The organism is Streptomyces sp. DvalAA-14 (assembly GCF_900091855.1).
Taxonomy (GTDB): domain Bacteria; phylum Actinomycetota; class Actinomycetes; order Streptomycetales; family Streptomycetaceae; genus Actinacidiphila.
Map to the genome: position 1 here is coordinate 1 of NZ_FMCH01000200.1, position 8043 is coordinate 8043.

The 8043-nt window shown below is 71.8% G+C and carries 6 protein-coding genes and 1 pseudogene; 5 read left to right on the top strand and 2 right to left on the bottom strand.

The annotated features are described in order from the left end of the window. Positions 1–137: 137 nt before the first annotated feature. From GA0115240_RS39175 to GA0115240_RS10130, 3 genes and pseudogenes are all read left to right on the top strand, one after another. Positions 138–362: pseudogene (locus tag GA0115240_RS39175) on the top strand (VOC family protein); the annotation flags it as partial. A gap of 103 nt (positions 363–465) precedes the next feature. Further along, positions 466–564 (top strand): hypothetical protein, encoded by a 99-nt coding sequence (locus GA0115240_RS39180; RefSeq protein WP_370673313.1) that lies wholly within the window; start codon positions 466–468, stop codon positions 562–564. Positions 565–788: 224 nt separating this feature from the next. Next, positions 789–2867 (top strand): glycosyl hydrolase family 28-related protein, encoded by a 2079-nt coding sequence (locus GA0115240_RS10130; protein WP_093736334.1) that lies wholly within the window; start codon positions 789–791, stop codon positions 2865–2867. A gap of 84 nt (positions 2868–2951) precedes the next feature. Here GA0115240_RS10130 and GA0115240_RS10135 read toward each other — a convergent pair whose 3' ends face one another. Next, positions 2952–3899, bottom strand: a complete 948-nt coding sequence (locus GA0115240_RS10135; protein WP_093736335.1) for an aminoglycoside phosphotransferase family protein — start codon at positions 3897–3899, stop codon at positions 2952–2954. Positions 3900–4310: 411 nt separating this feature from the next. On the opposite strand from GA0115240_RS10135, the gene GA0115240_RS10140 reads away from it, so the two are divergent. After that, positions 4311–5048, top strand: coding sequence for a transglycosylase SLT domain-containing protein (locus tag GA0115240_RS10140; RefSeq protein WP_237554763.1), 738 nt, complete (start codon positions 4311–4313; stop codon positions 5046–5048). A gap of 116 nt (positions 5049–5164) precedes the next feature. Here GA0115240_RS10140 and GA0115240_RS10145 read toward each other — a convergent pair whose 3' ends face one another. Continuing rightward, positions 5165–6778 carry an MFS transporter gene (locus tag GA0115240_RS10145; protein ID WP_093736336.1) on the bottom strand — a complete coding sequence of 538 codons (1614 nt, stop codon included), beginning with the start codon at positions 6776–6778 and terminating at the stop codon, positions 5165–5167. A gap of 94 nt (positions 6779–6872) precedes the next feature. Here GA0115240_RS10145 and GA0115240_RS10150 point away from each other — a divergent pair, with 94 nt between their 5' ends. Further along, entirely contained in the window at positions 6873–8039 is a 1167-nt protein-coding gene (locus GA0115240_RS10150; RefSeq protein ID WP_093736338.1) for a cystathionine gamma-synthase, read from the top strand. The last annotated feature ends 4 nt before the right edge of the window (positions 8040–8043 follow it).

Sequence of the window (8043 nt, forward strand, 5' to 3'; positions counted from 1 at the left end):
CGTCACCGGCCGCGGCCACCGCGCGGCCGGTCGCCCGGTGACCCGCGTCCGGTTGCCCGCCCTGTTGAACGCCGCCTCCCGCGCGTGCCCTGCCCCGATGGGCGCATCCCGGCGCCGGGCCGGGTAGGTACCCGGGCATGACGACTCCCGCATCCGGGCGGCCCGCACCCCGGCCCGCTCCGCCGCTGAGCCTGACCGGTACCGTCCTCGACGCCCCGGATCCGCACGCGCTCGCCGACTTCTACCGGCGGCTGCTCGACTGGACGGTCACCAGCACCGAGCCGGACTGGGTCAAGCTCAATCCGCCCGCCGGCGGTCCCGGCCTGGCCTTCCAGGCCGAGCCCGGGTATGTCCGCCCCACCTGGCCGGCCGGTCCGGGCGACCAGCAGATGATGCTGCATCTCGACATCGAGACCCCCGATCCTGCCCGCCTCCGTCGCCCACGCCCTCGCCCTGGGCGCGACCGTGCCGGACGTCCAGCCGCAGGCGGACGTCTGCGTCCTGCTCGACCCGGCCGGCCACCCTTTCTGCCTGTGGACGCCCACCGGCCCGCCCGCCTCCTGACCGCGGAGCGTGCGGACGACAGCCGGCGGTGCCCGCCGACGCCCGGGGCGCGTGAGGCGCGAGTGCCGCAACGAATCGTCGGCGCAACGCAAGAAGTAAACGTATGGGCGTAGGTTGAGCCCAAAGTTGCGAAATCATTTCGCAGCAACCTTGTGGAACGGGACAGCCGGGCCCTAATGTCACCTCACCCTGATGGCGTCAGACCCGACAGAAACGAGCTTTCGATGTCACGGAGCATCACAGGTGCTGCGGCGAATCGGTCCGGCCGGCCCCGGCGAAGAGCCGCCATGGTGGTCGCCTCGCTGACTGCGACCGCCGCGGGCTTCAGCCTGCTGGCCGGCGGCACCGCCTTCGCCGGCGTCGGTACCCGCGGCGCGGCCGGCGCGAGCGCCGCGCAGCCCGCCGCGACCCGCGCCGCCCTCGACCCGTCGCTCGTCGCCGGCAAGGGCGCCAGTGTCGGCTTCGCCGAGCAGGAAGCGGAGCACGCCAAGACCACCGGCACCGTCATCGGCCCGGGCCGCGACGCGTACACCCTGCCCGCCGAGGCGTCCGGCCGCAGCGCCGTCACCCTCCAGCCGGGCCAGTACGTCGAGTTCACCCTGCCGGCCACCACCAACGCGATCACCGTCCGCTACAGCATCCCGGACGCGCCCACCGGCGGCGGCATCACCTCCCCGCTCGACGTCACGGTCAACGGCGGCGGCAAGAAGTCGATGACGCTGACCTCGCAGTACGCCTGGCTCTACAACCTCTACCCGTTCTCGAACGACCCCAACGCCGACATCCTGCACCCCGACTACTGGGTCACCGAGTGCGCCTGCGTCCCGCAGGACACCACACCGACGCCCGTCTTCGCCAAGCCCTTCCGCCCCAACCACTTCTACGACGAGCAGCGCCTGCTGCTCGGCCGTACGTACAAGGCCGGCGACAAGATCCGGCTGACCGCGCCGGCCGGCGCCGCCCCCACCACCATCGACCTGCTCGACTCCCAGCAGGTCGCGCCGCCGAAGGTGGACCTGCTCGCCGCCAACGTGCTGCTGTTCGGCGCCGACCCGACCGGCCGCCGCGACTCGGCCGGCGCCATCGACAAGGCCATCGCCTTCGCGCAGCGCAGCCACCTCAAGGTCTACATCCCGCCGGGCACCTACCAGGTCAACCGCCACATCATCGTCGACAACGTGACGATCGAGGGCGCCGGCAACTGGTACACCGTCATCAAGGGCCACCAGGTCGACCTCAGCACCCCGGCGCCCGACGGCTCGGTGCACACCGGAGTCGGCTTCTACGGCAAGGACGCGTCGGCGGGCGGCAGTTCCAACGTCCACCTGTCCGATTTCGCGATCCAGGGCGACGTGCGCGAGCGCATCGACACCGACCAGGTCAACGGCATCGGCGGCTCGCTGAGCAACTCGACCATCGAGGGCCTGTACATCCAGCACACCAAGGTCGGCATGTGGTTCGACGGTCCGATGACCGGTCTGAAGATCACCGGCAACCAGATCGCGGACCAGATCGCCGACGGCATCAACTTCCACACCGGCGTGACGAACTCGACCATCGCCGACAACTTCATCCGCAACACCGGTGATGACGCCATCGCCCTGTGGTCGGAGAAGACCGAGGACGCCAACGACACGATCGACCACAACACCGTGCAGACCCCCGTGCTCGCCAACGGCGTGGCGGTCTACGGCGGCACCGACAACACCGTCTCGGCCAACCTCATCGCGGACCCGATCCGCGAGGGCAGTGCCATCCAGGTCGGCTCCCGCTTCGGCTCCGAGGCGTTCACCGGCAACCTCGCCATCACCGACAACACCACGGTGCGGGCCGGCACCTACGAACTCAACTGGAACATCGGGCTCGGCGCGATCTGGTTCTACGCGCTGGAGAAGAACATCGACGCGAACATCCAGGTGACCGGGGACAGCTTCCTGGACAACACCTACAACGCGATCATGCTCGTCTCCGACTTCCCGGTGAAGGACCTCTACTCCATCACCAACGTCCACTTCAAGGACATCAAGGTCGACGGCACGGGCACCTCGGTGCTCAGCGCCCGGGTGGCCGGCGGCGCCACCTTCCAGAACGTGGTCGCCCGCAATGTCGGTGCCGTCGGCATCAACAACTGCGGCTCGTTCAACTTCACCCCGGCCGGCTCCGAGTTCGCCGTCACCGACCTCGGCGGAAACACCGGCGGCGGCACCACCGGCCCCTGGCTGGCCCCGTGGGAGCTGCCCAACACCATCACCTGCGACGACCGCCCGCCGGTGGTGGCCCCGCCGGCCCCCGCCCAGTGGTGACCGAGCAGCTTTCCGGCCGACCGTAGGCCGGGTCCGCGAAGTAGCGCCGGCCGTCCGGGCCTTCCGCCCGGGCGGCCGTCGGCGTCACGGGTGATCCGCGCCCGCCGTATCCGCCGCGCCTCCCGTGTCCGCCGGGCGTTGCGACCCGGAGCGGTGGTCGGCCAGGATCTCCGCGACCACGTGCCGCGCGGTCGTCGCCATCACGGGATGGGTGAACCGGTAATACGCCAGTTCGCTGAGCGCGATGGACAGCGCCCAGCCCCGCCCCCGCAGCCAACTCGCCCCATCGACGCCGAGTGCGCCCCGGAAGACCTCCCGGGCGCCGGCGGTCAGCAGACTCCAGGTCGCGATCAGGTCGACCGCGGGCTCACTCCGGCCCACGCAGCCGAAGTCGATCACCGCCGACAGCCGCCCGCCGCGGACCAGGACGTTGCCGGGGGAGAGGTCGGCGTGCACCCACACCGGGGCGCCCGCCCACCGCGGCGCCCGCAGCGCCGTCTCCCACACGGCGGTGGCCGCCCCTTCGTCCACGACCCCCCGCAGCGTCGCGATCGCCGCGCGCGTCTCGGCGTCCCGCGCGGTCAGCGGACCGGTCCGATAGGCGGGCGGGCCGTCCATCGGCCCGATCCGCTGCAGGGCGGCGACAAATCCGGCCAGATCCCGTGCGAACGCGGCGCCGAGGCCGCCGGGACCCGGGGTCCGACCGGGCAGCCAGGAGTGGACCGACCACGGCCACGGATAACCCTCGCCCGGGCGCCCCTGCGCCAGCGGCGCCGGAATCGGCGCCGGCAGCAGCGGGGCCAGCCGCGGCAGCCAGCGCGCCTCCGCCGCCACATCCTTCACGCCGCCGGGGATGCGCGGCAGCCGCACCGCCATCGCGTCACCGAGCCGGTACACCGCGTTGACCGTGCCGGCCGACGCCACCGGCTCGACCGGAAGCCCCGCCCAGCGCGGAAACTGCGCCGCGAGCAGCCGCCGCACCAGCTCCTCGTCGGTGTCGACCTCATCGGCGTGCATCTTCCCGCCGCCCATCGGCGCCTCCCCGAGCCGTAGCCGGCCACCGATGCAACCCGGGCCGCCCGGCCCCGGTCAACCGCGTTTCCGTCTCCCGCCGCCCGCGCGAGCCGTCCCGGGGGCGGCGTCCTGCCTTTCACGCGCCCGGAAAACCGCCGCCGGCAGCCCCGGGAAAAGCTACGACACCTCGCATATCCGCTGTGACATAAAGCGACAGCCGTGCGGCCCCCTTGTGATTCCATCCATAGGACGTGCGTCACATACCGAGCCGCTTAGTATGTGCCGCCCCCACCGTACAGCGTGATGCGCGGACTATTCGACTGCCCTTCCGTATCCCGCTACGAATCACCTTCGTAGCGGGGGTCTTTGACCGGTGAATTCGAAACGACTAAGAATTCACGAGTCGCCAACGGAAGAGGTAAGTCTCGTATGCAGCTCCCCACGATCCCGAACAAGCTCCCCATGTCCTCCACGTTCAACCGGCTGTCGAAGAAGCAGAAGATGACGACGGCCGGCGCACTCGCCGCCACCGCCCTCGTGCTGTCAGTCACCGGACTGGAAGCGACCGCGGGCGCGGGTTCGGCGAGCGCGGCGAGTGCCCCGACCGGGTTCTCGGTCTCCGCCGGCCAGCACGTCAGCACTCTCGACGCGCGGTCCGGCATGGCATCGCAGAGCACCATCCACGCCGCCGAGGTGGCGGACGCGACGGCCAAGCACACCCCGGCCAAGCACACCCCGGCCAAGCCGGCCGCCAAGGCCAAGCCGGCCGCGAAGGCCACGTCGCACGCGGTGCCCGTCCACGTCAAGAAGGTCCACGCCGCGCCCCGGCCGGCCGTGAAGACCTACCCGAACGACCTGGACGGCTGGATCCGGCAGTCGCTGGACATCCTGCACGCCAAGGGGATACCGGCCAGCTACAGCGGTATTCACCGCAACATCATCCGTGAGTCGAGCGGTAACCCGAACGCGATCAACCTGTGGGACATCAACGCCAAGAACGGAATTCCGTCCAAGGGCCTGCTCCAGGTGATCAACCCGACGTTCAACCGGTACCACGTGGCCGGCACGTCGTGGAACATCTACAACCCGGTCGCCAACATCACCGCGGCGTGCAACTACGCCGCCGACCGGTACGGCTCGATGGACAACGTGAATTCGGCGTACTGATCGGCCGTGAACGCGACCGATCGCCGATAGCGAGCCGATAGCGAGCCGACAGAAAAGGGCGGCGGGACCTCAAAGGTCCCGCCGCCCTTTCGCGTCCACCGGGCACGGATTTCGGCTCAGCCCTCGTCCCGCGGCGGCGGCACGAGATGGCGGACGGTGGGTTCCGCCCGGGTCAGCGTGCGGGCGCGGGTCAGGAGGTCGGCGTCGTAGCCGGTGAGGCGTTCGCCGTGCTGTCGCAGGTGCTCCCCCCAGGAGGCCACCTGGAAGACCTCGACCCAGGAGCCGCCGGCCACGTCGCGGTACAGGGACCAGGCGGTCGCGCCGGTCCGGCGCCGGGAGGCCGCCACCGAGGCCATCGCCTCCTGGAAGGCGGGCACGTCGGACTCCGGCACCTGGTAGGTGACCTCCACCAGGACCGGTCCGTCCGCAGCGGCCGGATCCAGGTCGAGGGCGGGTTCCGGCCAGGGGGCGACGATGTCGCGGTCCAGGGTCCCGGTCCGCTCGTGCAGGGGCCAGGCACGCAAGGTCGCCGCCGCGGCCAGCAGCAGCCCGGTCGAGACCAGCAGGGTGGCCCTGGTGCCGGCCGCGCCCGCCAGCAGTCCCCACAGCAGCGTTCCCACGCCCTGCCCGCCCAGGAAGACCATCAGGTACAGCGCGAGGCCCCGGGCCCGCACCCAGCCCGGCAGGGCCAGCTGCAAGGTGGTGTTCAGCGTCGACAGCGCGTAGAGCCAGCCGACGCCCGCCACCACCAGGGCGACACCGACCACGACCGGCTCCCGCAGCGTCGCGCAGGCGACCGTGCCCAGCGCGAAGGCCACCGTGCTCACCGCGAGCAGCGCGTTGCGGTCCAGCCGGGTCCGTACCCGTTTGATGGTGACCGCGCCGGCTATCGCCCCCAGACCCAGGGCGCCGAGCAGCAGTCCGTAGCCGCTGGAGCCGAGGCCCAGGCGGGCCGAGGACACCACCGGCAGCAGGCCCCAGAGCGCCGAGGCGGGCACGACGAACAGCGCCGATCGCAGCAGCAGCCGCCGTACACCGGGCGCGTTGCGGACGTACCGGGTGCCGGACGCCAGGGCGGGGCGCAGCCGCTCCGGGGTGGACGCCCGCTGCCCGGGCCGCCGCCACAGCAGGAGGGCGGCCACGACACCCAGGAAGGACGCGGCATTGATGCCGAAGACGACCTCGGGCCCGGTGGCCGCCACGATCAGGCCGGCGATCGCGGGCCCCACCGCGCGGGCGAGGTTCACATTGAGGCTGCCCAGCGCGGCGGCGGCCGGGATCTGCGCGCGCGGCACCAGCTCCGGCTGGATCGCCTGCCATCCCGGGCCCATCAGCGCCTGCCCGCAGCCGACCACGAAGGTCAGCGCGATCAGCACGGCCGGCGTGGTCAGCCCGGCGGCCGTCAGCGCGCTGAGCGCCGCGCACAGGGCGGCCATCACCCCGGAAAGGGTGATCAGCAGACTGCGCCGGTCCAGCACGTCGGCGAGGACACCCGCGGGCAGCGACAAGAACAGCACCGGCAGCAGGGACGCGGCCTGCACCGCCGAGGTCAGCGCGGTGGCATTCGGCTGATGGACCAACATCCACTGGGCGCCGACGGTCTGCATCCAGGTGCCGACGTTGGAACTGAGCTGCGCGATCCACAGCATGCGGAAGCTCTTGGCCCGAAACGGCGCCCACGCCGACGGCGCGGTCCCGGCGCTGCTGCTGATGCCTGCGGTCCCTACCATGCGCGCAGCCTAGGGGAGAGCTCTGCGGGCACGCACCGGGCGCGGGACGGTGGCGACGCGCCGGGTCACCGCCTGGTCCGGCTACGCTCTGCGCATGAGCGATCTGCACAGCGGGCACCACGACAGCGAGCACTTCGAGACCCTCGCGATCCACGCCGGTCAGCCGGCCGACGCGGGGACCGGCGCTGTCGTGACGCCGATCTACCAGGTGTCGACCTACAAGCAGGACGGTGTGGGCGGCCTGCGCGGCGGCTACGAGTACAGCCGGTCCGCCAATCCCACCCGGACCGCCCTGGAGCGCAATCTCGCCGCGCTGGAGGGCGGCCGGCGCGGGCTGGCCTTCGCCTCCGGGCTCGCCGCCGAGGACTGCCTGCTGCGGGCGATGCTCGCGCCCGGCGACCACGTGGTGATCCCCAACGACGCCTACGGCGGCACCTTCCGGCTGTTCGCCAAGGTGGTGGAGCGCTGGGGCGTGCGCTGGTCGGTCGCCGACACCTCCGATCCGCAGGCGGTCCGGGACGCCATGCGGCCGGAGACCAAGCTGATCTGGGTGGAGACCCCGTCCAACCCGCTGCTCGGCGTCAGCGACATCACCGCGCTGGCCGGCGTGGCCCGGCAGGCGAGCGCCCGGCTGGTGGTCGACAACACCTTCGCCAGCCCCTACCTCCAGCAGCCGCTCGCGCTCGGCGCCGACGTCGTGGTGCACTCCACCACCAAGTACATGGGCGGCCACTCGGACGTGGTGGGCGGCGCGCTGGTGACGGCCGACGCGGACCTGGGCGAGCAACTGGCCTACCACCAGAACGCGATGGGCGCGGTGGCCGGCCCCTTCGACGCGTGGCTGGTCTCGCGCGGCATCAAGACGCTCGCGGTGCGGATGGACCGGCACTGCTCGAACGCCGAGCGGATCGCCCGCATGCTCGTCGCGCACCCCAGGGTCACGCAGGTCTACTACCCGGGGCTGCCCGAGCACGCCGGCCACGAGGTCGCGGCCAAGCAGATGAAGGCGTTCGGCGGCATGGTGTCCTTCCAGGTCGAGGGCGGTGAGCAGGCGGCGGTCGCGGTGTGCGACCGGGCGCGGCTGTTCACCCTGGGCGAGTCGCTGGGCGGTGTGGAGTCGCTGATCGAGCACCCGGGCCGGATGACGCACGCCTCGGTGGCCGGTTCGGCGCTGGAGGTGCCGGCCGACCTGGTACGCCTGTCGGTCGGCATCGAGGCGGTCGACGACCTGCTGGCCGACCTCAAGCAGGCGCTGGGCTGAGCCC

Bases quoted from the DNA above. Each gene is read 5' to 3' on its own strand.
- GA0115240_RS10130 (WP_093736334.1), top strand. From the start codon at position 789: ATGTCACGGAGCATCACAGGTGCTGCGGCGAATCGGTCCGGCCGGCCC.
- GA0115240_RS10135 (WP_093736335.1), bottom strand. From the start codon at position 3,899: ATGGGCGGCGGGAAGATGCACGCCGATGAGGTCGACACCGACGAGGAG.
- GA0115240_RS10140 (WP_237554763.1), top strand. From the start codon at position 4,311: ATGCAGCTCCCCACGATCCCGAACAAGCTCCCCATGTCCTCCACGTTC.
- GA0115240_RS10145 (WP_093736336.1), bottom strand. From the start codon at position 6,778: ATGGTAGGGACCGCAGGCATCAGCAGCAGCGCCGGGACCGCGCCGTCG.
- GA0115240_RS10150 (WP_093736338.1), top strand. From the start codon at position 6,873: ATGAGCGATCTGCACAGCGGGCACCACGACAGCGAGCACTTCGAGACC.